The organism is Streptomyces sp. NPDC046881, assembly GCF_040645015.1.
GTDB lineage: Bacteria > Actinomycetota > Actinomycetes > Streptomycetales > Streptomycetaceae > Streptomyces.
Genome location: NZ_JBEYXJ010000028.1, coordinates 1 through 25,976 on the forward strand (window position 1 = coordinate 1; position 25,976 = coordinate 25,976).

Sequence of the window (25,976 nt, forward strand, 5' to 3'; positions counted from 1 at the left end):
CCACGGTCCGTACGGACCGTGGTGACAGCACTCCCACGTCACCACGGTGCACGTTCCCTCGCTCCGGCCGCCCGTACCGCGGTAGGCGGCGAGGGCGACCGGCGGTGGTGAGGAAACGCTCCGCCCGTACCACGGGCGAAGTACGCCGGGACGGGCCCGTACACCCCGGGGAGGGCACACGGCTCCGCCCCACGGCAGCAGCGCTTGTCAGTGGCGGCCCGTACCGTTGACGCATGGATCTTCGACTCCCCGCCCTGCGCAGCCTGCTGCGGCGGCCCCGCCGGCTCCTGGCCGCCGGTGCCGCCGTCGTGGTGCTCGCCGGTGCCGGGACGTGGACGGCGGCCGTCGCCTCCGACGACACACGGTCCGTGCGCCGCAGCGACCAGGTCATGGCGGTCGACGGGGTGCGCCTGGACACCTCGTACTTCACCCCGGCCGGCGCCGGCCGCCACCCCGCCGTCCTCCTCGCGCACGGCTTCGGCGGCAGCAAGGACGACATGCGCCGGCAGGCCGAGGACCTCGCCCGGGACGGGTACGCGGTGCTGACCTGGTCCGCGCGCGGCTTCGGCGGGTCCACCGGGAAGATCGGCCTCAACGACCCGAAGGGCGAGGTCGCCGACGTCTCCCGGCTCGTCGACTGGCTGGCCCGGCAGCCCCAGGTCCGGCTCGACAAGCCCGGCGACCCGCGCGTGGGCGTGGCCGGCGGCTCCTACGGCGGCGCGATCTCCCTGCTCGCCGCGGGCCACGACCAGCGGGTCGACGCCATCGCCCCGGCCATCACCTACTGGAACCTGGCGGACGCCCTGTTCCCGAACGGCGTGTTCAAGAAGCTGTGGGCCGGCATCTTCTTCAACACCGGCGGCGGCTGCGCGAAGTTCCAGCCCGCGCTGTGCCGGATGTACGACCGGGTCGCCGAGTCCGGCACCCCGGACCAGGCCGCCCGGAAACTGCTCCAGGAGCGGTCGCCGTCCGCCGTCGGCGACCGCATCAAGGTGCCCACCCTGCTGGTGCAGGGACAGACGGACTCCCTGTTCACCCTGGACCAGGCCGACGCGGCCCAGAAGGCGATCCGTGCGAACGGCGCGCCCGTCGACGTCGACTGGATCGCCGGCGGACACGACGGCGGCGACATGGAGACCAGCCGGGTCGAGGGACGCGTGCGCGCCTGGTTCGACCGGTACCTGAAGGGCGACAAGGCCACCGACACCGGCCCGGCGTTCCGGATCACCCGCACCGGAGGCATCGACTCCACCGACGGCACCGCCCAGCTGCGCGGCGCGAGCGCCGCCGCCTACCCGGGCCTGCACGACCACCGGCGCGCCGTCCCGCTCACCGGCGGCACCCAGCACATCGCCAACCCGGCCGGCGCCACCCCGCCCGGCGTCTCCGCCCTGCCCGGCCTCGGCGGCTCCGGCGGCCTCTCCCGGCTGTCCGCGCTCGGCGTCGGCCTCTCCCTGGACTTCCCCGGCCAGTACGCGACGTTCGACTCGGCGCCGCTCACCCGCGACCTGCAGATCACCGGCGCCCCGACCGCCACCGTGCACATCACCTCCACCCGCGACGACGCCGTCCTGTTCGGCAAGGTCTACGACGTCGGCCCCGACGGCACCCGGCAGGTGCTGCCCGCCCAGCTCGTCGCGCCCTTCCGGGCGACCGGCGCCAAGGCGGGCAAGGACGTCACCGTCACCCTCCCGGCGATCGACCACGAGGTGCGGAAGGGCCACCGGCTCCGCCTGGCCCTCGCCTCCACCGACCTCGGCTACGCCTCACCGGCCGCCCCCGCCACCTACACCGTCTCCCTGAAGGGGGACCTGAGCGTGCCGACGGCCCCCGCCGTCAGCACCGCCGCCGCGCCCCTGCCCGCCTGGGTCTGGTGGCTGCCCGCGGCCGGCGCGGTCGCCGCCCTCGCCCTGCTGCTCACCACCCGCCGCCGCACGGCCGCCCCGGCACCCGACCCGGAGCTGGCCGAGGTCCCGCTGGTGATCGAGGGCCTGAGCAAGCGCTACGCCGGCGCCACCGACCGGTACGCCGTCCGGGACCTCTCCTTCCGGGTGGAGAAGGGCCAGGTTCTCGGCCTGCTCGGCCCGAACGGCGCGGGCAAGACCACTACCCTGCGCATGCTGATGGGCCTGATCCGGCCGGACGAGGGCGAGATCCGCGTCTTCGGCCACGTGATCCGGCCCGGCGCGTCGGTGCTCTCCCGGGTCGGCGCCTTCGTGGAGGGCGCGGGCTTCCTGCCGCACCTGTCCGGCCGGGAGAACCTGGAACTGTACTGGCGGGCCACCGGCCGCCCGCCCGAGGACGCCCACTTGGACGAGGCCCTGGAGATCGCCGGGCTCGGCGACGCGCTCGCCCGCGCGGTGCGCACGTACTCCCAGGGCATGCGCCAGCGGCTGGCGATCGCCCAGGCCATGCTCGGCCTGCCCGACCTGCTCATCCTGGACGAGCCCACCAACGGCCTGGACCCGCCCCAGATCCGCGAGATGCGCGAGGTGATGATCCGCTACGCGGCCGGCGGCCGTACGGTGATCGTCTCCAGCCATCTGCTGGCCGAGGTCGAGCAGTCCTGCACCCACCTGGTGGTGATGGACCGCGGCCGGCTGGTGCAGGCCGGCCCGGTCCGGGAGATCGTCGGCTCCGGCGACACCCTGCTCGTCGGCACCGCCGTACCCCTGGAGGAGCCGGTGGCGGAGAAGGTGGGCGCGCTGCCCGGCGTGGCCTCCGCGGTGCGCACCGACGACGGACTGCTGGTCCGGCTCGAACCGGGCGGCACGGCCGAACGGCTGGTCGCGGAGCTGGTGCGGCTGGAGGTGCCGGTCGCCTCGGTCGGTCCGCACCGCCGCCTGGAAGACGCCTTCCTCACCCTGATCGGAGGTTCCGCATGAGCACGCTCACCGAGGTCGCCTCCGGCTACCGGGCGGGGCGCACCCTGCCGCTGCGGGTCGAGCTGGTCCGCCAGCTCAAGCGGCGCCGCACCCTGGTCATGGGCGCGGTCCTGGCCGTACTGCCGTTCGTGCTGCTGATCGCCTTCGCGATCGGCGGCGACCCGGGCGGCCGGAACGACCGGATCACGCTGATGGACACGGCCACGGCCTCCGGCGCCAACTTCGCCGCGGTGAACCTGTTCGTCTCGGCGGGCTTCCTGCTGGTGATCCCGGTCGCCCTGTTCTGCGGGGACACGGTCGCCTCGGAGGCCGGCTGGTCCTCGCTGCGCTACCTGCTGGCCGCGCCGGTGCCCCGGGCCCGGCTGCTGTGGTCCAAGCTCGTCGTGGCGCTCGGGATGAGCCTCGCCGCGATGGTGCTGCTGCCGCTGGTGGCGCTCGCCGTCGGCACGGCCGCCTACGGCTGGGGTCCGCTGGAGATCCCCACCGGCGGCGCGCTGGACACCGGTACGGCGGCCCGGCGGCTGCTGGTGGCCGTGGCCTACATCTTCGTCTCGCAGCTGGTCACCGCGGCTCTGGCGTTCTGGCTGTCGACCAGGACGGACGCCCCGCTCGGCGCGGTCGGCGGCGCCGTCGGCCTGACCATCGTCGGCAACGTCCTGGACGCCGTCACCGCCCTCGGCCACTGGCGCGACTTCCTGCCCGCGCACTGGCAGTTCGCCTGGGCCGACGCCGTCCAGCCCCGCCCCGAGTGGTCCGGCATGATCCAGGGCACGGCGATCTCCCTCACCTACGCCCTGGTGCTGTTCGCCCTGGCCTTCCGGGGTTTCGCCCGCAAGGACGTCGTCTCCTGACACGCGGGAGCGGGTCGCCTGCCCACTCGGCGACCCGCTCCGGTCAGAAGATCACTTCTCGCTGTTCTGGGAGAGGATCGACACGTCCTCCAGCACGTGCGCCAGCGCGCCGTCGCGCTTGACGTTCGAGGAGTTCTCGGTGCACTGCTGCTGCATGTGGTCGGACAGGATCGGAACATCCTGGATCGCGCCACCGATGGCCGCGTCGACGGAGGCCGGAATGTCGTTCAGCGCGATGCACGGCTTGTTGAAAGAGCCCTGGATCAGTGCGATCTGAGGGCTCATGTTCCCGTACGTGGCCGAGTTGCCGTAGGTCTGCCACCCCGCGTTGCCGTTCGCGACGGTCGGCCCGCTGTCGTTCCCGATCGCCAGCGCCTGCGGTGCCGCGGCGGCGGAGGCGCCCACGGCGGAAGCGGCGACGGCCGCAGTGGCAACAATCTTCCTGATCACTGGCCAGTCCTTTCTGAGGAAACCCCGTCCACCGGAGCGCACTGGACAACTCCGCGGCGCTTTCCTGGTTTCTCCCGTTCACCCCGTCGGCCGAGGCGGTGGGCTGGTGGTGTGCTTTTCGGATGGATGACTCCTCGTCAGCTCGCAGATGCTCGCGCTCCAACCGGGTGAACCAGCGGAACCATTCCGGATGCGCCGGGTTGATGAGGCCGTAGGGCATGCGTCGCTACGAGGAAAGGAACGCGAAGTGCTCAAGAAGGCAATGGTCGCCGCCGCGACCGCCGCTTCTGTCGTGGGAATGGCGGTGGCGGCCGCGCCGCAGGCGCTTGCCATCGGCAACGACGACGGGCCGACCGTCGCGAACGGCAACGGCTCGGTCTCGTCGTTCGGCAATTCGGCGACGAAGGGCAACATGAGCCCGCAGCTCTCCCTCGTGCAGGGCTCGCTCAACAAGCCGTGCCTGGGTGTTCAGGACGTCGACGTCGCCGTTGACGCGGCCATCGGCGGCACGGTCCAGGACATCCCGGTTCTCTCGGACCACCTGCAGCAGCAGTGCTCCGACAATTCCACGAACGCCAAGCGTGACGGCGGGCTCTCCCATGTCCTGGAGGACGTGTCGGTCCTTTCGGCCAACGGTGAAGGCTGAGCAGATCTGTCGGCCCGGGCCGTCCGCTGCACCGTCTGCGGGCCGTCCGGGCTTTTTTTCCGCGACATCCGGGGGGGGAAACGTGTGAGGAAGCGGTGCGATCGAGTGATTGTCCCGATCTTCGCGTTCCGTGGTTCCTCAGTGTGTCTATCTCTCGTTCCGTGCCGCGGCCGTTCACGTCGTGCTCACACGGTTCTGGCCGTCATTGGGGCAGGACCCCAGAGAAGGGAACATTCATGAAGAAGAGCGTTGCTGTCGTTACGGGCGCCATCCTGGCCCTGGGCCTTGCCGGACCCGCCTTCGCTGACGCCGGGGCCAATGGCACCGCCGCGAACTCCCCGGGCGTCGTGTCCGGAAACGTCGTCCAGATCCCGATCCACATTCCGATCAACATCTGCGGCAACACGATCAACGTGATCGGTGCGCTGAACCCGACGGCCGGCAACACCTGCATCAACGGCGACATCAAGAAGTAGCGGCGCGCACCACCCACCAGCCCCCGGCTGAGCCTGGCCGGCCCCGAACCTGTTGATCCGTCGATCCAGTGTCCGGGGCCGGCTTTCCAGCGTTCCCGGCCGTGTTCGTCCGTGCGGGGGTCAGCAGGCTCCAAAGAAGTATGCGCAGTGGCACTCGCCCTCTTCATGTGACTGAGTTGTCGTAACCGGCAACGGCCGGGAGACCGAACGGCGAGTGGAGAAGGGAGCGGGCATGGCTCCGCATCTGCGCAAGGCCCGGCCCGGGCCGTCAGCCGTCATCGCGGCGGCGGCCGTCGCCGCGCTCGCCCTCGCGATCGGCCCCGACCTGACCGTGAGCCCCGGGGCGGCGCGGGCCGCCGCCCCGCACGCTCCGGTCCCGACGGCCGTGACGCCCCCCACCGCCCCGGAGACCTCACCTGCATCGCAAGCCTCGGAAGCCCCTTCGGCCGCACTCTCCCCGACAGTTCCGGCGGTCCAGCCAACCACCAGCGTCGCGCCGGTCCCGCTGCCCGCGACGCCGTCGCAGACCCTGATGCCTTCCCCGTCCGGCCGCGGCTTTCCGCCCTTCGGAGCGTTTCTCGACTCCGGCGCCCGCGGAGTCGCGCGCATGGCCGATCTGAGTCACTGGCTCGGCGGCACCGAACTCAAGGTCGCCCACACCTACCTGCCCGGAGAGCACTGGAGCGACATCGAGGGCTCGCCCGGCTTCCTGGACGCGTGGGCGGACTGGCGGCGCCGGCAGGCTGACCGGACGCTCGTCCTGAACGTGCCGATGCAGGAGCGCAACGAGGAAGACGTTCCCGACAGCGAGGTGCGGTGGCTGCTGGGGCAGGCCGCGGCCGGCGCGTTCGACCACCACTTCAGGGCCCTGGCCGAGCGGTTGGTGGAGCTGAAGGTGCCGGACACGGTGATCGTGCTCGGCTGGGAGATGAACGGCACCACCTACACCCATCGCTGCGCACCGGACCCACAGGCCTGGAAGACGTACTGGAAGCGGATCGTCACCACCATGCGCTCGGTGCCGGGCCAGAGGTTCCGCTTCGACTTCACGCCGAGCCGCGGCCTGGACGCGGTGCCGTGGACCGAGTGCTACCCCGGGGACGACGTGGTCGACATCATCGGCATGGACTCCTACGACCAGCCGAGCGGAATGTCGTTCGACGAGCAGGTGAAGGAGCCTTTCGGCCTCCAGCAACACGTGGACTTCGCGCGTTCCCACGGCAAGCCCGTCTCCTACCCGGAATGGGGGCTGTTCCGCAACGGTGACAACACCGAGTACATGCGGGGCATGCTCGCGTGGATCGACGAGCACGCACCGTTGTACAACACGCTGACCGACTACTGTCCGCACGGTGTGTGGCAGTGCTCGGCCAACCCCCTTTCCGCGCGGATCTACCGGGCCGCCCTGTCCGCGCGCACCGAGCAGCCGGCCGCGACGCCCGCACCCACGCCGACGCCCACCCAGAAGCCCCCGGCCGACTGCCCGCGGCCGGACCCGGAGGACTGGCTCGAGTACTGGCTCGGCGGGAAGCTCTGCTTCCGCTTCGACTGGTGGTCGGAGGACTAGGGCCTCTCTTCCGGATCGTGCCGGCGTCGGCCGGAAGGCACCGTCATCCGACGAAGCCGGCCTGATCCGGAAGAAAGACCCTAGCCCTGGCCTCGCTCCCGCCACCGGAGCAGCGCCTCCCTGCCCCGCTGCCGGGCGGTCGCGTCGCACAGCGCGGCCGTCAGCAACGGGGCGGTGCGCCGCCGCGCCATGAGCAGCCGCCGGTTGACGACCCGTTCGGGCCGCCAGTGGTGCTTGTACGGTTCGTCGCCGCGCAGCAGGCTCAGCGTGCGGGGCTCGCTGCCGCCGGTGTACTCGGCGCAGGCGTCCAGCAGCATCACCGCCACGTCCACCTTCCGCTGGCGCAGGCCCGGATGGGCGCCGTAGAGGTAGCCACCGGCCAGGCTGCCCGAGAGCAGGGTCAGGTCGACGGCAACCACCTCGTCGCCGAGCCGGAACTCGGTGACCACCGCGTTCCCCGAGCGCACCATCGGCCCCAACGCGCGCACCAGATGCTCGCGGAACCGGGGCCGCAGATGCTCGCTCGTCACCTTCCGGTCCTGCCATTGCAGCCGGTGCAGTTCCAGCAGCCGGCCGATCGCCGCGTCCACCTCCTCCGGGCCCACGGCCCGCCGCTGGACACCCAGTGAGGCCAGCCTGCGCAGTTTCGCCCGCACCCGCTGGCCGGACTTGCCCGACGACAGACGGGCGATCAGCTCGTCCATGGGCGCGGCGGGCAGTTCCAGGCACAACGAGTCGCTCACCGTGCGGCGAGGCCCGCGCCAGCGGTCGTAGACCCGCTCCACCGCACCGCCCGGCCGTACCTCGCGGAAGTCGATCAGCGCCGTGCCGGCCGCGTCCGTGAGCGCCTCGGTGAGCGCACCGGCCGCCCGCCCGTTGTCGCCGTCGTGCAGCAGCACGTCGGCGTAGTCGGAGATCGGCCCGCCTAGCGGCACCAGCGCGGGCAGCGGCCGGCGCACCAGCATCAGCGGCGCTGCGGCCACCATTTCCCGGCCTGCGTGCACCACGAGCAGCCGGAGCCGCCCGGGCAGGCCGTACGACAGCCACCACGAATGCAGCCAAGCGTGGTTCTGGAACGGAGTCGCGGTGCCGCACCGCGCGAACAGCCGCCCCCAGGCGGGGGCCAGCGCCGCGAACCTCTCCACATCGGTGACGAGTTCGCTGATCAGTCCCGTGGCGCGGGCGGGACGCGCGGTGCCCGCCGGGTAGGTGGCGATCACAGCGTGCCGTGCGCGTCGGCGGCCACGGCCGGACCGGGCAACGAGGCCGGCCGCGTGACCTCCTCCTCCGCACGCCGTTTCGGCCGCGCCAGCAGCGCGAGGGCGCCGAGCAGCCCGCCCGCGCTCGCGCCGACCAGTCCGGTCACCACGGCGGACGGCGACGCGGGCGCGCCGGGCTTCACCGCGCGGGAGAACTGCAGGAGGCCGACATGGGTGTCGGCCTTGGCGGCGTCGGCGTGGCGGATGAGCGCGCGGGCGACAGCGTTGGCCATGTCGGCGGCCTGCCCCGGGCGGACGGAGGTGGCGGAGACGGCGATCATGGGGGCGTCCGGTGAGGTCGCGGTACGCACGCTGTCGCGCAGGGTGCGCACCGGAACCCCAGCCCACACCTGCGCGTCGCCGAGCACCGCCACCTGGGTGGCGACCCGGCCGTAGGCCTGCGCGAAGCCGAGTGCGGTGGCGGTGTCGGTCCGCTCGCCGGGGACGGCGACGACATAGCTGGTCGCCGTGTATTCCGGAGACTTCAGCACGCCGTACCCGCCGCCCAGCAGTCCGCCCGCGAGGACACCGGCCGCCACCAGCGACCAGGGCGGGAGGGCGCGCAGACGGGAGGTTCGGCGGTGCGGGACGAGATTCTCGGTCATGACGGGCTGACTCCCTCGGGGGATCGGGACAGGGGGACCGTGCGGGTGAACGCCGCCGCGTAGACCTCCATGAGCCGAGCGGCGCTGCGGGTGATGCAGTAGTGGCGTGCCGCCTCGGGGGCGGTGCGCGGGCCGGGCCCGGCGGCGCGGACCTCGGCGAGCGCGCGGGCGAAGGCACCGGCGTCGCAGGGGACCCGCATCGCGCCCGGGGCGGCCCCGGGAGGCAGGTCCTCCAGGGCGGGGCAGGAGGCGTAGCGCACCGGTAGCCCGGCCGCCAGCGCCTCCACGACCGCGAGGCCGAACGCCTCCTCGGGCGAGGGCGCGGCCAGCACGTCCATCGCGGAGGCCAGCGCGGGCAGGCCGGGCCCGGACGAGCCGTCCGGCAGGTACGGCCGCTCCCCGGCGAACAGCACCCGCCCGGCGACCCCGGCCACGTGCGCGGCCCGCCGCAGCGCGGGCTCCTGCGGACCACCGCCGACCAGCAGCAGCCGGCAGTCGGCGGGCAGGCGGGCGAGGGCCTGGATCAGGACGTCGAAGCGTTTGCCGGGGACGAGCCGGCCGATGCCGCCGATGACGAACGCGCCGGCGGGCAGCCCGAGCCGGTCGCGGGTGCGCCGGCGGGCGTCCGGGTCGAAGGCGAACCGCGTCAGGTCGATGCCGTTGGGCACCACCGCGATGCGCGGCTCGGGCACCCCCCAGCGGGCGAGACGGGCGGCGACCGTGGGGGAGACAGCAACGGTGGACCGGCCCAGCCGCTCGCCCAGCAGATACAGCGCGCGCACCCCCGCCGTGAGCGGACGGCCCTCCAGCTGCGAGTCGCCCAGGGAGTGTTCGGTGGCGACGACCGCGCGGACCCCGGCCAGCCGGGCGGCGATCCGGCCGTACAGGCAGGCCCGGTAGAGATGGGTGTGCACAAGGTCGTACCGGCCGCGCCGGATGTGCCGGGCCAGCCGGGGCAGCGCGGCCAGGTCGCGGTTCCCGGACATGCCGAGGTGGGTCACCCGGACCCCGTCCGCCGCCAGCCCGTCGGCCACCGGTCCGGGGTTGGTCAGCGTCACGACCTCGCACGCGACCGGCAGGTGTCGCAGCAGCAGCCGCAGTTGCTGCTCCGCGCCGCCCACGCCGAGCCCGGTGATGACGTGCAGGGCCTTCACCGCAGCCCCTCGACGGGCCGCCGGCGCAACCGGTGCAGCCGGTGTTTCAGGAACAGGCGTACGGCGGTGTCGTTCTGCCCGACGTACACGCGCGGCAGGACGTGCGGGCCGGTCAGCTCACCGGGGTCGATGGCGCAGGCGTAGGCGTAACCGGCCTCCCGCACGGCCTCGACGGCCCGGCGGTCGACCGTGCCGTACGGATAGCAGAAGCCGGTGACCGGGGTGCCGGTCAGTTCCTCCAGCACCGCCCGGCTCTCGGCGGTCTCGGCCTTCAGCAGGCTGTCGTCGGCCTGGGTGAGGTCCACGTGGGTGAGGCCGTGCGAGCCGATCTCCATGCCCGCGGCGGCGGCCCGCCGGATGCCGTCGCCCGTCAGCAGCGGCTTGCGCGGGCCGAGGGGATCCCACGCGTTGTCGCCGCCGAGCCGGCCGGGCAGCACGAACAGGGTGGCCGTGCATTCCCAACGGGTCAGCAGCGGCAGGGCGTTGTCCAGGAAGTCGGCGTACCCGTCGTCGAAGGTGAGCGCCACCAGGTCCCGGCCCTCCCCCCGGGCCCGGGCGGTGATCAGCTCGGTGACCGACACCCCGCGCAGCCCCCGCCTGCGCAGCCAGCGCAGCTGCCGCTCCAGCCGGTCCGGGGTGACCGTGACGTGGTACGGGTCGTCGGAGCAGTCGCCGACCGAGTGGTACATGGCGATCCACGGGACCGGGCCCGGGGCGGGGCGCCGGGTGAGGGCCGGGGATTCAACGGAGGACGGCATGGGCGAGCTTTCGGGTGAGGGAGCGTACGGAACGGAGTGCGGGTGCGAAGCCCTGGGCACCCAGGGCCCAGCCGAGGAGGACGAACACGACGGTCACCGTGGCGGCTCCGGCGGCCAGCCCGGAGAGCGGGGCCGACGGCAGACCCGCCACGAACCCGCCGGCCACGGTGGCCACCACCGCCGCCCGCAGCGGCCGGCTCAGCTCGCGCAGCACCGACCCGGTCCGGATGGGCACGCTGCGCAGCCGCATCCCGGCGAGGAGCAGGACGGCGGTGAGGGTGATGCCGGTGGCGTTCGCGGCGGCGATCCCGGTGACCCCCCAGGAACCGAGCGTCCAGGCACCGATCCAGGAGGTCGCGACGATGCCCGCGGTCATGGCCGCCACCGGGTACCAGGCGGGGCGGCCCGCCGAGAAGTAGGAGCGCACGAGAACGCCGGTCAGGGTCTGGCCGAGCAGACCGAGCGCGTACACCCGCATCACACCGGCGGTCGCCGCGGTGTCCTGCGCCGTGAACGCGCCCCGCTGGAACAGCAGCCCGATCACCTGCGGGGCGCAGGCCACGACCGCGGCCGTACCGAGCAGCACCAGACAGCAGGCCAGCGCCAGATCCTGCTCCACCCGGTTCCGGGCCCGCTCGGTGTCGCCGTCGGCCAGCGCCCGCGCCACCACCGGGAAGGTGACCGTGCACAGCATCATCGACAGCGTCATGGGGATCTGCGCGACCTTCTGCGCGTAGTTCAGGTGCGAGATGGCCCCGGCCGGCAGCTCCGAGGCGAGGAACCGCTCGATCAGCACCTGCGACTGCCGGCACAGAGCGAAAAGCAGCACGGTGGCCAGGAGCGGCACGTTCAACGGCTGCGCCGCGGCGGCGGCCCTGGCCTGCGTCCCGCTGATCCGGCGGCGGCGCAACTGCCCCACCAGGGACGGCAGCTGGACCAGCACCATCAGACAGCCGCCCGCCGCCACCCCGAACGCGGCGGACCGCACACCCCACCGGCCGCCGAGCGCGTACATCACCGCGATGATGCCGACGTTGTACGCAAGGTAGATCGCGGCCGGCGCCAGGAAGCGGCGGTGGGCCCTGAGGACCGCACTGGAGTACCCGGCGAGGCCGAAGCTCAGTACGCAGGTCGCGGTGAGCCGGGTGCAGTCCACGGCGAGGGCCGGGTCGGGCAGGCCCGGCGCGAGCGCGGCGACGAACTGCGGCGCGGCCACCGCGAGCAGCGCCCCGACCGCGGTGAATGCCAGGGTCAGCCGGGGCAGGGTGCCGGCCACCAGCGACCGCACCGGATCCCCCGGCTCGCCCCGCGCACGGCGGGCGAGGGCTCCGCTGAACGCCGGGATCAGCGCGAAGGCCAGCCCGTCCTCGATCAGCAGCGTGGCCGCGAACTCCGGCACCGTCCAGGCGACCAGGAAGGCATCCGTGTCCTGCCCGGCCCCGAACAGCCGGGCCAGCGACTGGTCCCGTACCAGCCCGAGCAGTGCTGCCGCGATGGCGAGGGAGGCGGTGACGAGGGTGGCGTGGGCGAGGAAGCGCCAAGTGGGCGGGGCGTTTTCGGGGGCTGGGAGCGAGGGGGCCGCAGGGGTGGGGGGAGTCGGGTGCGGCGAGGTGGAGGCGTGGGTGAGAGGCGGCGAGGCCGGGGCAGGGCCCAGCGGCGGTGGGACGGGTACGGCAGTGGCGGCCGGCTGTTGCGTGGGGGCGGGGTCGGGGAGCGGTGGCATGGGGCTCGTGGCGACGATCGTCTCGGTGGTGGCGGGGTGTACCGGGGGGCGGACCTGGCCCGCTGCGGTGGTGGCGGCTCCGCCGAGGGGGAGCTCGGCCGACCGGGCCATCGGCACGGCGGCCGCACCGGCCTCGGGCCGCGTGTCCACCGTCGGCCGGTGTGGCGTACCGGGCTGGGGCCGTGCCTCCCCCGTCGGCCCGTATGCCGTACCGGACTGTGGCGCCGGTGCGCCCGGGGTTCCCGGCCGCGTCATCTGGTCAGCCTCCGCTTCCGGCGTCGCAGCGGGGGTGTCCGGTGGGGTGTGGGGTGCCGGTTCCGGCTCGGGTGGGGGACCGTCATCGCAGGGCCGCCTCCCCGGTCACCTTGTCCCGCGCGGCGGGTACGGCGGTGCTGTCTCCGGAAGCGGTCCGGTCGGTGCCGGCCAACGCCCACCAGGCGACCAGACCGAAGCACACCGCCGTCAGTACGGTCGCCGGGCCGCCGATGTCGGCGTAGGCGAAGTCCACGAGCTGCCAGACCAGCAGCCCGCAGGCGACCAGCGCGCAGTCCAGGCCCCGGCCGGCCGCGCGGGTCCGCCACAGACCGCGCAGCGCGCACACCAGCAGGGCCAGCCAGCCGCCCGCGAGGCAGAGCAGCCCGATCAGGCCCTGCTCGCACAGGACCAGCAGGTACATGTTGTGCGGTGAGAGCAGCGGCTGCCGGTGGTAGGCGGCGCCCGCGCCCGCGGTGTCGCTGCCCGAGGACAGCGCGAGCGAGGCGTGCCCGTCGCGGTGCTCGGGGAAGCCCTTCAGACCGACACCGGTCAGCGGGCGGTCGCGCCACATGTCGGTGGCGGCGGCCCACATCGTGTACCGGTCGGTGACCGACTGGTCGGGTGCGTCGGTGACCTGGGTGATGCTGTCGAACCGTTCCTGGAGCATCGTCGTACCCACCCCGAACCCGCCCACCAGCACCACACCCGCGGCTACCGCGGCCGCCCCCGCCTTCAGTGCCCGGCGCAACCCGGCCAGGACCAGCTGGACGGTGACGGTGACCGCGGTCGCGATCCAGGCGCCCCGGCTGAAGGACAGAGTGAGCGGGACCGCGAGGGCGAGCGCGCAGCCGGCGGCGAGCGCGCGCCCCCGCCCCGTGGACCGGCCGACCGCCAGGCCCACCGCGCACACCAGCCCGAAGGACACCACCGTCGCCATGCCCATCACGTCCGTCGCCCCGAAGGTGCCGACCGCGCGGATGTCCTGGCCCTGGTAGGAGGCGCCGGTGCCGGTGGCGTACTGGTGCACGCCGATCGCCCCCTGCCACCCGGCGAGGGCCACCACCGACCAGGCCAGCAACCGGAAGTCGGACCGGCCGCGGACGAGGAGCATGACGGCGGCCGGGACGAGGACGAAGACCTGGAGGTAACGGCCGAGGCCGGTGATCCCGGCGCCCGGCGAGACCGCGTGCAGGGCGGCCAGCGCGAGACCGGCCACCGGCAGCCCGAGGACCAGCGCGGCGGTGCGGGTGAGCGGGCGCTGGCGTGCGCGGAGCAGCCGTACCGCGCAGAAGAGGACGACCAGCGCGGACACCGCGTCGGCGGGACCCGCACCGCCCTCGCCGCCGGGGGCGACCGGCAGCGCGAGCAGCGCGACCACGGCCAGCACCGGCAGCACCGGGGACGGTCGCGCCGGGCGGTGGAACGACAGGGCGAGGGTCATCGGTCAGCTCCCCGTGGAGCGTACGAGCGCGGCGGCGGTGCGCAGCAGGATGCAGACGTCCTGCCACAGCGACCAGTTGTCGATGTAGGCGTTGTCGAAACGGGCCCGGTCCTCGATCGAGGTGTCGCCGCGCAGCCCGGTGACCTGGGAGAGTCCGGTGATCCCGGTCTGCATGCGGTGGCGGGCCGCGTAGCCCGGGTAGGCCTGGCTGAACTGGGCGACGAAGTACGGCCGTTCCGGGCGCGGGCCGACCAGGCTCATGTCACCCCGCACGACGTTCCACAGCTGGAGCAGCTCGTCCAACGAGGTCTGCCGCAGGAACCGGCAGAAAGAGGTCATCTTCCGCTCACCGGCCACGCTCCACCGGGTGGCCGCCTCGTGCTCGTCGGCCGGACGGTGGGTGCGGAACTTCAGCAGCGTGAAGGGCCGGCCGTCCTTGCCGATGCGCTCCTGCCGGAACACCACCCCGGGCCCGTCGGTGAGCCGCAGCACCACCGCGCACACCAGCAGCACCGGGCTGACCAGCACCAGCAGCGCGCCGGCCACCGCGATGTCCAACAGCCGCTTGGCCACGTTCGTCCGCCGTCGCGCACCCAGGTCCAGGCGGCGCACGGCGAACCCCGCGAGCTGATCGCGCATCTCGTACGCCGGACTGTCCGGGTCCACCTCCCACAGCGCGCAACCGGACTCGACCAGCGCCCGCAGCAGCGACCCCTTCTCGGTGCGCACGGCCGGGTGCACGGTGAGGGCGACCCGCACTCCGTTCTGGATGAGCGCCCGCTCCACCTCCTCGCCGGTGGTGAGCACGGGCAGCCCATCGGCGCCGTCCGGGTGTTCCGCGACCACACCCACCGGGCGCACCCCGCAGCCCGGTTGCCGGAGCAGCGCGGCGGCGACCCGCCGCGCGGTCACCACGGGCCCGATCACCAGGGCGGGACGCGGGTGGCGGCGCAGCACGACCCGGCGCCGCCAGTGCACCACGCCCCGGCCCGCGCCGGCCACAGCCGCGTGCAGCGCGCAGCCCAGCAGCAGGGTGGAGGCGGTGAGGACGCGCCCCGGATCGTACGCGGCGAGCAGCGCGGCCAGGCCCAGCCAGACCACCGCGATCCGTCCGCACACCGCGGGCAGTTCGTCGAGCACGCCGGGCACCGGCCGGGCTGAGGGCGGCCGCAGCAGCAGCGCGCCGGACACCAGAAGGGCGACCGGCAGCGGCCGGTGGGTGGCCTCGTCCAGCGCGACCCCGCCCACCAGTGCGGCGAACAGGTCGGCGGTGAGCAGGGGCAGCGGCGAGGTGGGCCGCGCGGGCGGGCGCCGCAGCGGGGCCCGGAATCCGCCTTCGGTGCGGGCCGGCAGGACGGAGACGGGCGAGAATCCGTGGTCCCATGGCTGCGCGCCGGAGGGCACGGTGCTTTCCGCAGTCACGAGTGGGTGGACTCCCTGCACTCGGAGGGCACGAGGTGGGTTGTTCCGCTGGCCTCCGGGGCGCCGCAGCCTGGGCCGGCGGTGCCGAGGAGGGAGCGGTAGAGGGCGGCGAACCGTTCGGCGGTCAGCCGCACGTCATGCGAGGTCAGGACGTGCCGGCGGCCCTGGTTGCCGAGCGCCGCGCGCAGTGGTGGATCGCAGAGCAGCCCGGTGACCGCTGCGGCCAGTGCCGAGGGATCCTCCGGCGGCACCAGGCAGTGCTCGGCGAGTGCCGGCGGCAGGCTCTCCCGGGCGCCGTCGACGGCGGTGAGTACGACGGGTGTTGCGCAGCCCAGTGCCTCCAACGGGGCGAGCGCCATGCCCTCCCAGCGAGAGGGCAGCACCACCAGGTCGGCGGCCCGGTACCAGGGCACGGGGTCGGGGACGGCGCCGGTGAAGTGCACGGAGGAGGGTGCCTGGCGCCGTAAGGCCTCGCTGTCGGGGCCGTCACCGACGAGCACGAGGGTCGCCCGCGGCAGCAGGTCGAGGACCTTCTCCCAGGCCCGCAGCAGTACGTCCTGACCCTTCTGGCGGCAGAGGCGGCCTACGCACACGACGAGGGGGCGGCTCTCGCCGCCGGGCGCCGGTGGGCATGGTGGGGGCTTCTCGTCAGCGGCGGTTCGCGAGGCGCACGAGGGCGCGGTCGGGTGGCCGGGTGCGGTGCCGGTGGCCGGAGCCGGTGCGAAACGGGTCGTGTCGATGCCGTTCGGGATGACCGTGTACGCGGCGCGCACGCCGGCGCGCAGACCTGTCGCGCGCTCCGCCTCGCTGACGCACACCACCCGGTCCGCCCAGTGCGCCCCCCACCGCTCCCAGCGCAGGGCGAGCGCAGCGGTGAGGCCGCCGACCGCCTCGAAGGACCAGGCGTGCGGCTGGAACACGGTCGGGACGCGCCCGCGGAGGGCGAGCCGCGCGGCCAGGCCGGCCTTGGCACTGTGCGCGTGCACCAGTTCGGGCCGCACCTCGTCGATCAGGCGGGCGAGTCGCCGTACCTCGCCCGGCAGACCGGGACCCGGGGACCTGGCCGCCTGCCAGTCCCGGACGTCGGCGTCCAGTTCCCGCAGGCCGGCGGCCAGTGCGCCGCCCGGGCAGGCCACCGTGACCCGCATGCCTGCTGCGAGCTGGGCCCGCGCCAGGTCGAGCACGACCCGGGCGACACCGCCGTCGACGGGTTGTGCGAGGTGCAGGACCCGGGGTGGAGGTGCTGACTGGTGCATTCGCGGATTACCTCGCTCACGGGGGCGCTCGGGACTGCGGTCGTGAACGCGCCTCTCACTCGGGGGCGTCCACGGCGGCGAAGAGCGCACCGGCCCATGCCGCGTCCGCGTGGGAAACGAGCCGGAAGCCCGGCTGGTCACCACCGCGCCGCAGAGCCCGGCCGAGATCGAACACGTCGGAGTCGTAGCCGAGCGTGTTGGCGTAGGCCGGAACCCGCCGGATGGGTACGTCACCCGGTTCGCTGATCGTGGAGTTGAGTACGTCGTCCGGAGGATTGGCGGAGTCGCGCAGGGCGACGGGCGTACGCCGGGGACCGACGGAGAGCGTGAGCGTCTCGCCCACGCTGCCCCGGTCGCCGTCGTACGCCACCAGGCCGACGCGTCCACCCGCCCCGGTCGGTACGCGCATCCCGGTGAGCCGGACGTCGACGGGAGTGTCCAGCGCCTCGAAGCCGTCCCAGAGGGCCAGCTCGCGCAGCGGCTCCGCGGGGTTCTCGTACGCCACCACCAGGGTCCAGCCGCCCCACGCCCCGGCCGCCGACCTGCCCGTGGCGATGTTGATCTGCGCGACGGTGTACAGGCCGGAACCGCTCGCCCGTACCAGCCGGGTGACGTCCGCCGAGGCCTGGAAGGCGTTCGGGCCGTCCGCCGCCCCGTGGCCCTCGACGGTGTCGGCGTGGATCTCCTGGTACGTGCCGCCCGGTGCGGCGATCAGTACCCGCCCGGTGTCGCCCGGTGGTTTCTGCTCGCCGACGCGCAGATTGCCGCCCCAGTACAGCCGGGCGTAGGTCACTCGGCCGCCCTCGGGGACGCGGACCTCGGCCCGGGAGGAGTTGTAGGTGCGGGGGTCGCCGTCCACGTCGACGTAGGACATGTCGAAGTCGCCGTTCACCGCGGTCCGTCCCGCTCGCGCCGCCTGGCACGGGGATGCCTCCGGTGCGCGGCAGCTGATGGAGGCGTTGGCCGCGCGGACGAAGCCGCCGTGCTGCACGGCGTGGTGTCGCGGGGTGAAGACCGGGCGCGTCGCTCCGAGAGAGGTCGGCGTGCCGGGGCGAGCCGCGGCCGGGGCCGCCGGTACCGGGAGGGTGGCGAGGGCGGTGGCGACGAAGGCGCCCGCCGTTGTACGCAGCAGCGGACCGAGGAACTTGCGCATGACCGGCGGTGCCCTTTCGCACGTACTGGAGAGATCCGCGACTCTAGTCGACATTCCTACCAATTGGGACAAATCAGGCAAGTGTGTTGGAAAGGTGAAGGTGTCTTGCCCTCACATCACCCCATTGGCGGCACAACCCCCGGCGGCGCCGCGCGTTGACACTGCGCCGGGCGTCCGCTCGGATGTTTGTGTCGATCCCAAGGAGCACCTCTCCATGTCGCGTATCGCGAAGGGCCTGGTCCTGACCTCCGCCGCCGTGGCGGCCGTCGCCGGCGGCGCCGGTGCGGCCTCCGCCGACGCCGGTGCGGGCGCCGCCGCCACCAAGTCGCCGGGCGTGCTGTCGGGCAATGTCGTCCAGGTCCCGATCCACGTTCCGGTCAATGTGTGCGGCAACACCGTGGACATCATCGCTCTGCTGAACCCCGCGTTCGGCAACGCCTGCGTCAACGACTGACCTCGGGACGCAACCCTTCGGCCGGCCGCTCGCCCGCAATCCGTCGCGGGGTGGCGGCCGGTTTTGCGCTCCCCCGAACGGATCACGACCGTATGTGAGCGGTTGCGCAGGGAGATCGGCGAACTGACGGTGGGCACAGGTCCCACTGTTCACCGAAAGGAACACCCATGCGTGATCTGCCTGTACGGCGTCTCGCGTCCACAGCCCTGTGCGCGTCCGTTCTGATCGGCATCACCGGCCCGGCCGCGGTCGCCGCCGACGCGGCGCGGGAGCACGACCGTGCCGCCTCCCGGGCCCCGGTCCCGGCAACGGACAAGAGCACACTGCTCGGGCAGGTCAGGGCCCTCCACGCCGCGGGTCCCGCCCTTGATCCGGTGGTCGACCTGCTGGACCGGGCGCTGGAGAAGGGCAGGCTCCCCGCCGGCGAGGCCAGACGGCTGGGGGAGGCGGCGAAGCAAGCCGTCGTCAAAGCCGCCACCCAGCTCGCACCGGCTGCCCCGACGGCTCACTCCCAGCCGGCGGCGTCCACGCAGTCGGCAGCGTCCGTGCAGCCTGCGGCTCTGGTGACACCCACGACGGCCGCGACTCCTGCCACGGCGGCCAAGCCCACGGCTCCGGCGACGCCGACGGCGTCCGCGACTCCCACGGCATCGGCGAAGCCCGCGGCCGAGGCGACGCCCACCGCATCCGCGTCTCCGGCGGCCTCCGCGAAGCCCGCCGCTCCTTCGGTGCCCGCGACTTCGACGGCGTCCACAAAGCCCGCGGCACCGACGGCTTCCGTGTCTCCGACCGCCTCCGCCAAGCCCGCGACGCCCAGCGCGGCCAACACGCCCACGGCGCCCGCCATGTCCTCGGCCTCCGCCAAGCCCGCGAACCCCACCGCCCCCGCCTCGCCGGCGTCCCCGTCCGTCCCTGGCTCCCCGTCGGTTCCCGCTGCCTCCGCTGTCCCGGCAGCCCTGACGACGGCCACGCGGCAGGCCGACGTCGTCGGCCCGCTCATGTCCCGTGACCCCGCCGATGACGTGCTCTCCTCCCTGCAGACCGCGATCGACAATCTGGTGAAGGCGGTCACCGGGCAGCTGGACCAACTCCTGTCGTCCGCCACCGACGTGGTGTCCGGCCTGGTCGACCTCCTGGGAGTGCCCCTCACCGACAAGGACCTGACCGCATCCAGCGTCGAATCCCTGCCCTCGCTGGTCATTCTTCCCACGGAGTCGAGCCAGCCGACCGGTTGAACGCTGTCCTTCCCGGCGGCCGCACGGGATTCTCATATGTCTTCTCGAAGCTGAGTTTCCGGCCCGGCCGGACATCGTTAGGCACAGCGTCAGAAGTCCCCGGGCGACGTGAGTTGCCGAAGAAAGGAACAGGATGAAGTCCCTGAAGGCCGCCGCCGTAGTAGCCGGTTCCGTGGCCCTTGCCGGCGTCGCCGTGCCCGCGTTCGCCTCCGACGCCCACCACGTGCCGCCGATGAGCGTCAACGGCGCGCTCGCCGAACTCGCGGGGAAGCCGCCCACGGTGAAGGACCTGATGCCGCTGCAGCACCAGTCCGACGTGCTCGACACCGAGAAGAAGGGCTCCGTGCTGAACGGCGTCAAGGACGTCACCACGTCCGTCAACCACCGGCCGCTGCTCGGTGGCCTGCACCTGAAGCCCTGAGGCCCTGACGCCCTCCGCCCTTCCGGGCCGGTCCCGCAACCGCGCGGAACCGGCCCTCGGCGTATGCCGGAGCAGATCCCTCGATCGTGTGGAGCGGCTCCGGCCGCTGCTCCGGAAGGGTGAGAAACCACCAGAGCACACCACGACCCGTCGATATGGTCGCGCGGTGACCTCAGTATCCAGCGAAACCCGCCCCTTCCGCGCCGCCGATCTCGGCACGATCGCCCTGCTCGCCTGGATGGCCAGGAACCAGGAGGGGGATGGCAGGACCCCCTGCCTGCTCGCCTGCTCGCTGGGCGACGGACCGGGCGGCCCGGAGGGCACGTCCGCCGCCGTGACGCGGCTCCTGGACGACATGGGCCTCCCGGTGGGCGGCCATCCCGTCGACGGCACCACCCGGCCGAGCCTGAAGGTCAGCATGCTGGTCGTCGCCGGTCAGATCGTCCTGCAGATGCCGAACGTCACCACTCAGGTCACTCCGCCGGCGGAGTGGCTGCAGGCTGTCGGGAAACTCGGCTACACCTATTTCATGTTCACCACGCGCGTCTGCCCCACCACCGGCCCCCGCCGGCCGGCCGTGGGCGCGGAGCTGTCCGCGTTCGTGGGATCCCCGGAAACGACGAACTCCGCCGCGCACGTCTACCTCCCCGCACGCAGTCTGCGCGTTTGATGCTCCGGTACGCAGGCGGCAGGTTCCCTCTCCCCGGCTGGTACCGGCTGCTGCTCGAGAAGGTGCGACTTCCGGACGAGCTGACTATTACGGCACCCGAGGGAATTGTGAAATGAAGGCGCTGTCCGCTCGTTACGCGGTACGGACCCCGCACCCCCGCATCCTGGAAGGGACCGTACCCGCCATGAAGCCGACCACCCGAGGAACCCTTGCCGTCGTCGTCACGGGCGTCGCGGCCGCCGTGGGCGCCGCGGCCCCCGCCGCGGCCTCCGGCACAGTCCCCGTCACCGTGCCCCTGGGCGGCGTCTCCCGGTCGCTCGGCACGGAGGTGCCCAGGCTCGGCGCCGAAGTGCCGCTGCTGAAGCCCGGCGCTCCCGACGGTCCCCGGTACGTCACGGGCCGGCTCGTCCCGGACCGGACCCTGCCCCAGCTGCCGGTGCGCAGCGGTCTGCCCGGCCTGCACACCAGGGCTCCGCTGCCGCACCTCCTGGACGACGGCTTCGACCACCTCGACGTGGACTCACCCACCGGCGGCCTGCGAGCCCTGACCCCCGGGCTGTCCGTGGACGCCCCCCTGACTGCCCCCGACGGAGGCGACGTCGGTCTGCCGCAAGCCAAGATGCCGCAGGCCGCTGTCCTCGCCCCCGTTCTGCGGACCGTCGCGGACGGCAACGTGGGCACGGGGCCGGGACTGTAGCCGGGCACGACCGTACCCGCCGTATGGCTCTTCGGCGGTGACCCCTCGCCCCTTCGGCCGGTTAGCCGGTACGGACATCCGAACCGGACAAGGAGCGAGCATGGTCGTCGGCGTGGGCGGAGTAGAGGTCGGTACGGAGCGGCAGGCCCGAGCGAAGGGAGCCAGACCGTCCCGGCGGGAGATGGTACGAGCGCTGCTGTCCTCCGCCACCGCGCTGGCGCTGACACCGCTCGTCGCCGCCTCCCGGCCCGCGCCGCCGGCCGAAGACCCCGGCGGCAGCTCCTTCGGCGAGACCTACCGGGGCCGCCGTATCCGCGGTGCCCTGGTGTCCCCCGCGGGGCACGCCGAGGCCGGCGACGAGTGGCAGATCACCATCGACGGCCGCCCGCTGCACCTGATGCGCCGGGCCGACGGCACCTGGCTGAGCATGGTCGACCACTACACGTCGTACCGGACGCCCCTGGAGGCGACCCGGGCGGCCGTGGACGAGATCGGCCCCGGCCGGCGGCTGCGCGACCTGGCGCCGCACCCGTTCGACGGACACTTCGGCGCACGCACCGGGCAACAGCCGAACCAGGGGGGCCGGCATGGCGTACGTGCGTAAGGACGTCAGCACCCTCACGGCGGGCGAGCGGCGGCGGTTCGTGAACGCGCTGCTGGCGCTCAAACGGCGCGGCGAGTACGACGAGTTCGTGCGCATGCACATCGACTTCTACACTGCCGACGGCGAGCACGGGCTGCGCACCGCCCACATGGCGCCGTCCTTCCTGCCCTGGCACCGCAGGTTCCTGCTGGAACTGGAGCGGGCGCTGCGCCGCGTCGACTCCTCGGTGACAGTGCCGTACTGGGACTGGACCCGGGACCGTACGACGACCTCCGTGCCGTGGACCAAGGACCTGCTCGGCGGAAACGGACGACGCTCCGACCGGCAGGTGATGACCGGCCCGTTCGCCTACGCGGCGGGTCACTGGACCATCAAGGAGGGTGTGACGGACGGCCGGTTCCTCACTCGGGACCTCGGCCGCTCCGCCGCCCCCATCCAACTGCCCACCCGGAGCGAGCTGCGGTGGGCGCTGGACGATCCCGTCTACGACGCCTGGCCCTGGGACTCCACCGTCCGCAAGGGCTTCCGCAACAAGCTGGAGGGCTGGGGGGTGGGCAGCGGCAGCGGGTCCTGGAGGAACCACAACCGGGTGCACCGCTGGGTCGGCGGCGTGATGCTCGGCGGCGCGTCCGTCAACGACCCGGTGTTCTGGCTGCACCACGCCTTCCTCGACCTGCAGTGGTACCGCTGGCAGCGGGCCCACGGCCATCACCGCTACCTCCCGGCCGAGCCGCCCGGTGACTCCGACGCGCAGCACCGGCGGGTCGTCGCCCGGCACGAGAGGCTGCCGCCGTGGAAGGAGACGCCGGACCAGCTGGAGGACGTGAGCCGGATCTACCGGTACGCGTGAGCAACCGGCCCACGGGCGCAGGCGCCCGCGTGCCGGGCCGGACGTGGAAGAGCCCCGGCGTTCGGAGTGCCGGGGCTCTTGCCTGTGGGTGCCGAGCGGCTCAGTTGCCGTAGCCGCCCTGGCCGGGGCCGGGGTTGCCGACCTTGCCCTTGCCGCCGTCGTTGGCGCAGGCGTTGCCGAACGCCGGGTTCAGCAGCGCGATGATGTCCACGGTGTTCCCGCACACGTTCACCGGGATGTGCACCGGAACCTGGACCACATTGCCGGACACCACGCCGGGCGAGTCGACGGCCGCACCCTCGGCGCCCGCGTCGGCCAGGGCCAGTCCGGCCCCGCTGACCATGACGGCACCGGTGCCGAGAGCGATACCGGCTGCCTTCGCGATGCGAGACATCACATTCTCCTTCTGTAGCTCGAAAAGCGCGACGGCGGACCAGCCGTCGCACTTCTCGTTCAACGGCGGCGCACCGGGCTGGTCACGGTGATCAGCGGCGGATCACTCTTTTAACGGCAGGGCGGGCGGGGCCGCCGCGGACACCACCGACGAGGTACCCGACGACGCTTCCGACGTACGTGAGCGGCCGGGGAGCTGACCGGCGCTCACCGGGGGACAGGCCGCGGGCCCGCGTGGCGGTGGCGCTGGGCGTGCGGAGCCCCGGCAGGTCACCGAGACGGCAGGCTCCCGCCCGGGGGTACGGCCCTCGCACTGTTCCGACCCCGCCGGCGCGGGCGCCGTGACCGACGGACCGGAGGAGGGCCTGGCGGTCGCCTACGACCCCGCCCACGGCCTTCTGCGAGCACCGGCCGCGCGGAGCGGCCTGAGCGTTCCGCGCGCCCGGCCGCGGACGATGCGGTGAGCAGTCTCGTCCGCGAGGCCTTCCGCTCCGGCTGCCGGCCCGGTGGCCCGTGAGCAGCAGGTGCTGCGGCACATCGCGGAGGGGACCCCGAGCCGGGGATCGCTCACCCGGGGCGGGCCGTGAACGGCCGCCTGCCGCACTGCCGCAGGCGGAACGGTCGAGCCGACCGGCGCGCGCGTGCAGGCCGACTGCTCCTCCGCCCTCAGGGCAACCGTCGTACGGTCGAGCCGGCCAGATAGGCCTGGATGTTCTCCACGGCCTGGCCGTAGTACGTCGTGTAGTTGCCGCGGGAGACGTAGCCCAGGTGGGGTGTGGCGAGGAGGCGGGGGGCGGTGCGCACCGGGTGGTCGGCGGGCAGTGGCTCGATGTCGAAGACGTCGATGCCGGCACCGGCGATCCGCCCCTCGTGCAGCGCGGCCAGCAGCGCGTCCTGGTCGACGATGGCGGCGCGGGAGGTGTTGACGAGATAGGCGCTCGGCTTCATCAGGGCGAGTTCGGCGGCGCTGAGGAGGCCGCGGGTGCGGTCGCCGAGGGCGAGGTGGACGGACACGAAGTCGCTGTCGCGCAGCACATCCTCCTTGGAGGCGGCGAGTTCGACACCCACCTCCTCGGTGCGCTCCTTGGTGAGGTTCTGGCTCCACGCGCTGACGTGCATGCCGAAGGCGAGCCCGACCCGGGCGACCCGGCTGCCGATCTTCCCCAGCCCGAGCAGTCCCAGCCGGCGCCCGTGCAGATCGGCGCCGACGGTCGACTGCCAGGGGCCGTTGCCGCGCAGGGCGTTGTTCTCCTCGACGATCCCCCGGGCGAGACCGAGCAGCAGCGCCCAGGTCAGTTCGACCGGCGGGGTGCTGGAACTCGCCGTACCGCACACGGTGACCCCGTGCGCCTCGGCGGCGGCGTAGTCGATGACGCTGTTGCGCATCCCGGAGGCGACGAGCAGCTTCAGCCGGGGCAGGCGGGCGATCAGGGAGCCGGGGAAGGGGACGCGTTCGCGCAGGGTGACGACGATGTCGTAGCCGGCGAGCGCGTCGGCGAGAGCATCCTCCCCGTCGAGGTGCTCGCGCAGCGCGACCACCTCCACCTGCTCCTCGACCACCGACCAGTCGGCCAACTCGGTGGCCACACCCTGGAAGTCGTCCAGCACCGCACAGCGAAGTCGCACGTCGTCTCCCTTCCGGGGCCGACTGTAGCCACCTCGCGCTTCCGACCCTCACCCGAGCCCTACGAGTCCCCCCTCACCCCGTGCCTCCTCACCCACGCCAACCACCCCCACCGCACGACCGCACCCACCCCGAGGGCCACGAGCACCGCCCCCCAGTCGATGACATGGGGAAGCCCGGGAAAGAAGGCGAAGAACCCCAAGGCCCCCACCAGCCCCCCGACGAACGCGACACCCCCGGTCCACTGCCGCACGTTCCCCTCCTGGTGGCGCCTGGTCGCACACCAGGGCAACCGCGCCCCTCCCGCACCCGTTGCGGGGGGCCGGTCCGCTTCACCGAAGTGAGGGATCGTGGGGCGTCGGCGATGACCGCGGAGGCGGCTTCGTGCCGACGAGCGCCCGTGATCGGTCGGAGATACCATGGAGACAATCCGAAAGTATGACAAAAACGCACGGTCCTCCCTGGGAATTCGGCGGTTTCTCCCGTGGCCCGTCGCGCCGCACCGCGCGCCCGCACTCCCGTCGGACCGGCTAAGCCCGTTGTGTGAGCCCTCGTTAGACGGGACGCAGCGCTCCAGTGTGAGTTCCCGGCCGTGGGCGCACATCGGACTTCCGCGACACTTCACGGACAGGGAACATCTCGGGACATCACAGTCTCCGGGGGAGGAGCCACCATGGCCGGCCCACAACAGACACCCACCGCCCGAGCCGTCCGCCTGATCTTCGAATACGAGGGCGATTCCGTCCGACTCGTCTCCCAGCAGCCGGTCGACGCGGTCATCAGCGGCTTCGACGCCCATCCCGAGGTACGTCCCGGCAACTTCGTCGAGACACGCGACGAGAAGGGGCAGCGCCTCGCCCGCGTCCCCGCACGCGGCGCGTTCCGGGAGAGCGCCGAGGTCTTCCCCGAAGACCACTCGGAACCGATCACCCGGGTCGACGTAGAGGCGCGCGGTGCCTTCACCGTGCTCCTCCCCGCACCGGCCGAGGCCGCCCAGGTCGCCGTGGTCCGCGTCGCCCCCGCGGCTCCCGAGGCGCGCTTCGCTCCCGGAGGCGCCACGAGCCCGCCGCCCGGCGCGACGCAGGACGTCGACCTCGCCACCTTCCGACTCGAGCGCTAGGGGGCCG

General features: G+C 73.2%; 26 protein-coding genes. 13 read left to right on the forward strand and 13 right to left on the reverse strand.

All coding sequences use genetic code 11. The features are described from left to right. Nucleotides 1-233 precede the first annotated feature (233 nt). Together ABZ923_RS16085 and ABZ923_RS16090 are read left to right on the forward strand one after the other, a co-directional pair. Entirely contained in the window at nt 234-2,885 is a 2,652-nt protein-coding gene (locus tag ABZ923_RS16085; RefSeq protein WP_361471376.1) for a CocE/NonD family hydrolase, read from the forward strand. After that, nucleotides 2,882-3,736: an ABC transporter permease gene (locus ABZ923_RS16090; protein ID WP_361471378.1), complete on the forward strand. Its 855-nt coding sequence runs from the start codon at nt 2,882-2,884 to the stop codon at nt 3,734-3,736. Before ABZ923_RS16085 ends, ABZ923_RS16090 begins: the two co-directional genes overlap by 4 nt. 51 nt (nt 3,737-3,787) lie before the next feature. Here ABZ923_RS16090 and ABZ923_RS16095 read toward each other — a convergent pair whose 3' ends face one another. Continuing rightward, on the reverse strand, nt 3,788-4,186 hold the full coding sequence (locus ABZ923_RS16095) for a rodlin (protein WP_361471380.1): 399 nt from the start codon (nt 4,184-4,186) through the stop codon (nt 3,788-3,790). A 247-nt stretch (nt 4,187-4,433) separates the two neighbouring features. Between ABZ923_RS16095 and ABZ923_RS16100 the strand changes: the two genes are divergently transcribed. From ABZ923_RS16100 to ABZ923_RS16110, 3 genes are all read left to right on the forward strand, one after another. Then, nucleotides 4,434-4,832 (forward strand): rodlin, encoded by a 399-nt coding sequence (locus tag ABZ923_RS16100; protein WP_361471382.1) that lies wholly within the window; start codon nt 4,434-4,436, stop codon nt 4,830-4,832. A 236-nt stretch (nt 4,833-5,068) separates the two neighbouring features. Beyond that, a complete protein-coding gene (locus ABZ923_RS16105) occupies nt 5,069-5,308 on the forward strand; it encodes a chaplin (protein ID WP_361471384.1) in 240 nt (79 codons plus the stop codon). Between the two features lie 232 nt (nt 5,309-5,540). Beyond that, complete coding sequence (locus ABZ923_RS16110; protein WP_361471386.1) at nt 5,541-6,875, forward strand: glycosyl hydrolase; 1,335 nt, start codon at nt 5,541-5,543, stop codon at nt 6,873-6,875. Nucleotides 6,876-6,955: 80 nt separating this feature from the next. Here the strand turns inward: ABZ923_RS16110 and ABZ923_RS16115 are convergent, their stop codons facing one another. From ABZ923_RS16115 to ABZ923_RS16155, 9 genes are all read right to left on the reverse strand, one after another. After that, the gene (locus ABZ923_RS16115) at nt 6,956-8,095 is read right to left on the reverse strand and encodes a GNAT family N-acetyltransferase (protein ID WP_361471388.1); all 1,140 of its coding nucleotides are present in this window, start codon (nt 8,093-8,095) and stop codon (nt 6,956-6,958) included. Beyond that, nucleotides 8,092-8,739 (reverse strand): lipopolysaccharide biosynthesis protein, encoded by a 648-nt coding sequence (locus ABZ923_RS16120; RefSeq protein WP_361471390.1) that lies wholly within the window; start codon nt 8,737-8,739, stop codon nt 8,092-8,094. Before ABZ923_RS16120 ends, ABZ923_RS16115 begins: the two co-directional genes overlap by 4 nt. Then, a complete protein-coding gene (locus tag ABZ923_RS16125; RefSeq protein WP_361471392.1) occupies nt 8,736-9,893 on the reverse strand; it encodes a glycosyltransferase in 1,158 nt (385 codons plus the stop codon). Before ABZ923_RS16125 ends, ABZ923_RS16120 begins: the two co-directional genes overlap by 4 nt. Beyond that, nucleotides 9,890-10,651, reverse strand: coding sequence for a polysaccharide deacetylase family protein (locus ABZ923_RS16130; protein WP_361471394.1), 762 nt, complete (start codon nt 10,649-10,651; stop codon nt 9,890-9,892). Before ABZ923_RS16130 ends, ABZ923_RS16125 begins: the two co-directional genes overlap by 4 nt. Further along, nucleotides 10,635-12,374 (reverse strand): lipid II flippase MurJ, encoded by a 1,740-nt coding sequence (locus ABZ923_RS16135; protein WP_361471508.1) that lies wholly within the window; start codon nt 12,372-12,374, stop codon nt 10,635-10,637. Before ABZ923_RS16135 ends, ABZ923_RS16130 begins: the two co-directional genes overlap by 17 nt. Nucleotides 12,375-12,711: 337 nt before the next feature. Continuing rightward, a complete protein-coding gene (locus tag ABZ923_RS16140; protein ID WP_361471396.1) occupies nt 12,712-14,070 on the reverse strand; it encodes an O-antigen ligase family protein in 1,359 nt (452 codons plus the stop codon). A 3-nt stretch (nt 14,071-14,073) separates the two neighbouring features. Then, nucleotides 14,074-15,492, reverse strand: coding sequence for an exopolysaccharide biosynthesis polyprenyl glycosylphosphotransferase (locus tag ABZ923_RS16145; protein WP_361471398.1), 1,419 nt, complete (start codon nt 15,490-15,492; stop codon nt 14,074-14,076). Further along, nucleotides 15,489-16,748, reverse strand: coding sequence for a glycosyltransferase family 4 protein (locus tag ABZ923_RS16150; RefSeq protein WP_361471400.1), 1,260 nt, complete (start codon nt 16,746-16,748; stop codon nt 15,489-15,491). The genes ABZ923_RS16145 and ABZ923_RS16150 overlap by 4 nt, the downstream gene beginning before the upstream one ends. Nucleotides 16,749-16,803: 55 nt before the next feature. After that, nucleotides 16,804-17,901: a DUF3344 domain-containing protein gene (locus ABZ923_RS16155; protein ID WP_361471402.1), complete on the reverse strand. Its 1,098-nt coding sequence runs from the start codon at nt 17,899-17,901 to the stop codon at nt 16,804-16,806. Between the two features lie 214 nt (nt 17,902-18,115). Here ABZ923_RS16155 and ABZ923_RS16160 point away from each other — a divergent pair, with 214 nt between their 5' ends. Further along, nucleotides 18,116-18,355 (forward strand): chaplin, encoded by a 240-nt coding sequence (locus ABZ923_RS16160; protein ID WP_361471404.1) that lies wholly within the window; start codon nt 18,116-18,118, stop codon nt 18,353-18,355. A 505-nt stretch (nt 18,356-18,860) separates the two neighbouring features. Here ABZ923_RS16160 and ABZ923_RS16165 read toward each other — a convergent pair. Next, a complete protein-coding gene (locus ABZ923_RS16165) occupies nt 18,861-19,355 on the reverse strand; it encodes a hypothetical protein (RefSeq protein WP_361471406.1) in 495 nt (164 codons plus the stop codon). Between ABZ923_RS16165 and ABZ923_RS16170 the strand changes: the two genes are divergently transcribed. The 6 genes from ABZ923_RS16170 to ABZ923_RS16195 all read left to right on the forward strand — a co-directional run bounded on the left by ABZ923_RS16170 (nt 19,354) and on the right by ABZ923_RS16195 (nt 22,832). Next, nucleotides 19,354-19,590: a hypothetical protein gene (locus ABZ923_RS16170; RefSeq protein WP_361471407.1), complete on the forward strand. Its 237-nt coding sequence runs from the start codon at nt 19,354-19,356 to the stop codon at nt 19,588-19,590. The genes ABZ923_RS16165 and ABZ923_RS16170 overlap by 2 nt on opposite strands. Nucleotides 19,591-19,723: 133 nt before the next feature. Continuing rightward, nucleotides 19,724-20,011 carry a hypothetical protein gene (locus ABZ923_RS16175; RefSeq protein WP_361471409.1) on the forward strand — a complete coding sequence of 96 codons (288 nt, stop codon included), beginning with the start codon at nt 19,724-19,726 and terminating at the stop codon, nt 20,009-20,011. Nucleotides 20,012-20,177: 166 nt separating this feature from the next. Further along, on the forward strand, nt 20,178-20,681 hold the full coding sequence (locus tag ABZ923_RS16180) for a DUF5949 family protein (RefSeq protein ID WP_361471410.1): 504 nt from the start codon (nt 20,178-20,180) through the stop codon (nt 20,679-20,681). 184 nt (nt 20,682-20,865) lie between these two features. Further along, a complete protein-coding gene (locus tag ABZ923_RS16185) occupies nt 20,866-21,378 on the forward strand; it encodes a hypothetical protein (protein WP_361471412.1) in 513 nt (170 codons plus the stop codon). Nucleotides 21,379-21,478: 100 nt separating this feature from the next. Further along, nucleotides 21,479-21,982, forward strand: a complete 504-nt coding sequence (locus ABZ923_RS16190) for a tyrosinase cofactor (protein ID WP_361471414.1) — start codon at nt 21,479-21,481, stop codon at nt 21,980-21,982. Further along, nucleotides 21,966-22,832 carry a tyrosinase family protein gene (locus ABZ923_RS16195; protein ID WP_361471416.1) on the forward strand — a complete coding sequence of 289 codons (867 nt, stop codon included), beginning with the start codon at nt 21,966-21,968 and terminating at the stop codon, nt 22,830-22,832. Before ABZ923_RS16190 ends, ABZ923_RS16195 begins: the two co-directional genes overlap by 17 nt. A 100-nt stretch (nt 22,833-22,932) precedes the next feature. Here ABZ923_RS16195 and ABZ923_RS16200 read toward each other — a convergent pair whose 3' ends face one another. Both ABZ923_RS16200 and ABZ923_RS16205 read right to left on the reverse strand, forming a co-directional pair. After that, nucleotides 22,933-23,226, reverse strand: a complete 294-nt coding sequence (locus ABZ923_RS16200; protein ID WP_361471418.1) for a chaplin — start codon at nt 23,224-23,226, stop codon at nt 22,933-22,935. A gap of 665 nt (nt 23,227-23,891) precedes the next feature. Continuing rightward, nucleotides 23,892-24,851, reverse strand: coding sequence for a D-2-hydroxyacid dehydrogenase family protein (locus ABZ923_RS16205; RefSeq protein WP_361471419.1), 960 nt, complete (start codon nt 24,849-24,851; stop codon nt 23,892-23,894). Between the two features lie 671 nt (nt 24,852-25,522). On the opposite strand from ABZ923_RS16205, the gene ABZ923_RS16210 reads away from it, so the two are divergent. Then, nucleotides 25,523-25,969, forward strand: a complete 447-nt coding sequence (locus ABZ923_RS16210) for a hypothetical protein (protein WP_361471421.1) — start codon at nt 25,523-25,525, stop codon at nt 25,967-25,969. Nucleotides 25,970-25,976 lie beyond the last annotated feature (7 nt).

Excerpts from the sequence above, each read along its gene's own strand:
- ABZ923_RS16085 (WP_361471376.1), top strand. The coding sequence starts at position 234 with ATGGATCTTCGACTCCCCGCCCTGCGCAGCCTGCTGCGGCGGCCCCGC.
- ABZ923_RS16090 (WP_361471378.1), top strand. The coding sequence starts at position 2,882 with ATGAGCACGCTCACCGAGGTCGCCTCCGGCTACCGGGCGGGGCGCACC.
- ABZ923_RS16105 (WP_361471384.1), top strand. The coding sequence starts at position 5,069 with ATGAAGAAGAGCGTTGCTGTCGTTACGGGCGCCATCCTGGCCCTGGGC.
- ABZ923_RS16110 (WP_361471386.1), top strand. The coding sequence starts at position 5,541 with ATGGCTCCGCATCTGCGCAAGGCCCGGCCCGGGCCGTCAGCCGTCATC.
- ABZ923_RS16120 (WP_361471390.1), bottom strand. The coding sequence starts at position 8,739 with ATGACCGAGAATCTCGTCCCGCACCGCCGAACCTCCCGTCTGCGCGCC.
- ABZ923_RS16130 (WP_361471394.1), bottom strand. The coding sequence starts at position 10,651 with ATGCCGTCCTCCGTTGAATCCCCGGCCCTCACCCGGCGCCCCGCCCCG.
- ABZ923_RS16135 (WP_361471508.1), bottom strand. The coding sequence starts at position 12,374 with ATGCCACCGCTCCCCGACCCCGCCCCCACGCAACAGCCGGCCGCCACT.
- ABZ923_RS16140 (WP_361471396.1), bottom strand. The coding sequence starts at position 14,070 with ATGACCCTCGCCCTGTCGTTCCACCGCCCGGCGCGACCGTCCCCGGTG.
- ABZ923_RS16150 (WP_361471400.1), bottom strand. The coding sequence starts at position 16,748 with ATGCACCAGTCAGCACCTCCACCCCGGGTCCTGCACCTCGCACAACCC.
- ABZ923_RS16155 (WP_361471402.1), bottom strand. The coding sequence starts at position 17,901 with ATGCGCAAGTTCCTCGGTCCGCTGCTGCGTACAACGGCGGGCGCCTTC.
- ABZ923_RS16160 (WP_361471404.1), top strand. The coding sequence starts at position 18,116 with ATGTCGCGTATCGCGAAGGGCCTGGTCCTGACCTCCGCCGCCGTGGCG.
- ABZ923_RS16170 (WP_361471407.1), top strand. The coding sequence starts at position 19,354 with ATGTCCCGTGACCCCGCCGATGACGTGCTCTCCTCCCTGCAGACCGCG.
- ABZ923_RS16165 (WP_361471406.1), bottom strand. The coding sequence starts at position 19,355 with ATGAGCGGGCCGACGACGTCGGCCTGCCGCGTGGCCGTCGTCAGGGCT.
- ABZ923_RS16175 (WP_361471409.1), top strand. The coding sequence starts at position 19,724 with ATGAAGTCCCTGAAGGCCGCCGCCGTAGTAGCCGGTTCCGTGGCCCTT.
- ABZ923_RS16185 (WP_361471412.1), top strand. The coding sequence starts at position 20,866 with ATGAAGCCGACCACCCGAGGAACCCTTGCCGTCGTCGTCACGGGCGTC.
- ABZ923_RS16190 (WP_361471414.1), top strand. The coding sequence starts at position 21,479 with ATGGTCGTCGGCGTGGGCGGAGTAGAGGTCGGTACGGAGCGGCAGGCC.
- ABZ923_RS16195 (WP_361471416.1), top strand. The coding sequence starts at position 21,966 with ATGGCGTACGTGCGTAAGGACGTCAGCACCCTCACGGCGGGCGAGCGG.
- ABZ923_RS16200 (WP_361471418.1), bottom strand. The coding sequence starts at position 23,226 with ATGTCTCGCATCGCGAAGGCAGCCGGTATCGCTCTCGGCACCGGTGCC.
- ABZ923_RS16210 (WP_361471421.1), top strand. The coding sequence starts at position 25,523 with ATGGCCGGCCCACAACAGACACCCACCGCCCGAGCCGTCCGCCTGATC.